General features: G+C 74.3%; 2 protein-coding genes. Both read right to left on the bottom strand.

The genetic code is table 11. The annotated features are described in order from the left end of the window. Positions 1-88: 88 nt before the first annotated feature. Positions 89-1,033 carry a prephenate dehydratase gene (gene pheA, locus ND748_RS31470; RefSeq protein WP_251749932.1) on the bottom strand — a complete coding sequence of 315 codons (945 nt, stop codon included), beginning with the start codon at positions 1,031-1,033 and terminating at the stop codon, positions 89-91. A 170-nt stretch (positions 1,034-1,203) separates the two neighbouring features. Then, on the bottom strand, positions 1,204-1,694 hold a 491-nt coding region (locus ND748_RS31465), incomplete at its 5' end, for a 2-oxo acid dehydrogenase subunit E2 (RefSeq protein ID WP_251749931.1).

The raw sequence follows: 1,694 nt of genomic DNA, 5'->3' as shown, positions 1-1,694 counted from the left end.
CGCCGGGCCGCCCCGGCGGTGTGTCGCTGGTGCGAACAGGCCCCTTCCGGCCGGTCCGGTGGCCACATCGGGCGCCCCTGCGCGCCGGTCACGGCTCCCGTTCGTCGCCGCGGCCGTCCAGGCAGCGCGAGAGCCAGTCGGTCGCCGCGGCGAACTCGCGGTCCGACACCTGGGAGCGCACGGACGCGGCCACCCCGTCGGCCCGCGGATACGACCCGAGGAAACGCACCTTCGGGCAGATCCGGTACAGCCCCATCAGGGCCTCACCGACCCGGCTGTCGCTGGCATGACCCTCGGCGTCGAGGGAGAAGCAGTACTGGCCGAGGCCCTCGCCGGTCGGTCGGGACTCGATCCGCATCAGGTTGACCCCGCGCACGGCCCACTGCTGGAGCAGCTCCAGCAGCGCGCCGGGATGGTTCTCGGCCAGCCACGCCACCGCGGACGTCTTGTCCGCCCTGGTCGGCGCGGCGATCCGGCCGGGGCGGCCGAGCAGGACGAACCGGGTCGTGGCGTCGGCGGCGTCGTTGATGTCCGTCACCAGGGCCTCCAGGCCGTAGAGGCGGCCGGCGAACTCCCCGGCGAAGGCGCAGTCGAAGCGCCCGTCGCGGACGAGGCGCGCCCCCTCGGCGTTGGACGCGGCCGACTCCCACTCGGCGTGCGGCAGGTTCGCCGCGAGCCAGCGGCGCACCTGGGCCTGGGCGACCGGATGACCGGTGACCGTCTTGACGTCCTCCAGGGTGGTGCCGGGCCGCACGAGCAGGGCGAAGCTGATCGGCAGCAGCACCTCCCGGTAGATCATCAGGGGGCTCCCGGTGGCGAGCTCGTCGAGCGTGGTGGTCACGGCGCCCTCGACGGAGTTCTCGATCGGCACCAGCGCGCCGGCCGCGTCACCGCTGCGTACCGCGTCCAGCGCCGCCGTCACGGAGGCGGAGGGAACCAGCTCGCCGGTCGCCGCCTCCGGCAGCGTCTGGAGCGCGGCCTCGCTGAAGGTCCCCTCGGGGCCGAGGTAGGTGTAGCGGGCCTGGGCAGGCAAGTCAGACCTCCTGGACCGGGATCGGGCAGCACCCGTCGTCGGGCGCTGCGTGGAAGGTCGGATGCTGCGTGGACCGAGGTGCAGTGGACTGAGGTGCAGGGGGCTGGGGTGCAGTGGACTGGGGCGCGGTGGACCGGGGTGTGGTGGACCGGGGTGTTGGTGGACGGGGTTCAGAGGTGGCGCAGCAGCGTGGTGGGGTCCTCGACGGCGTCGGCGACGAAGCGCAGGAACGCTCCGGCGGTGGCGCCGTCGCACACCCGGTGGTCGAAGGTGAACGAGAGCTGCACGACGCTGCGCACGGCCAGGGCGCCGTCCACCGCCCACGGCCGGGGCACGATCCGGCCGACCCCGAGCATCGCCACCTGCGGGTGGGCGATGATCGGCGTGGAACCGTCGACGCCGAAGACGCCGTAGTTGTTCAGCGTGAACGTGCCGCCGGTCAGCTCGGCCGGGGTGAGTCGGCCCCCGCGGGCGGCCGCGGTCAGCCGGGTGAGCTCGGCGGACAGGCGGGCCGTGGACATGTCCTCGGCGTGATGCACCACGGGCACGGCCAGCCCGCGCGGGGTCTGCGCGGCGAATCCCAGGTGGACGCCGCCGCCGGACGGTTCCCCACTGTGCCCGTGACGTCGCCACTGGGACGGGAGGTGCGCGGCTGGCTGCG

It is taken from the genome of Frankia sp. AiPs1 (assembly GCF_023716945.1).
Taxonomy (GTDB): Bacteria; Actinomycetota; Actinomycetes; order Frankiales; family Frankiaceae; genus Frankia.
This window is presented reverse-complemented; position numbering and strand designations above follow the sequence as displayed.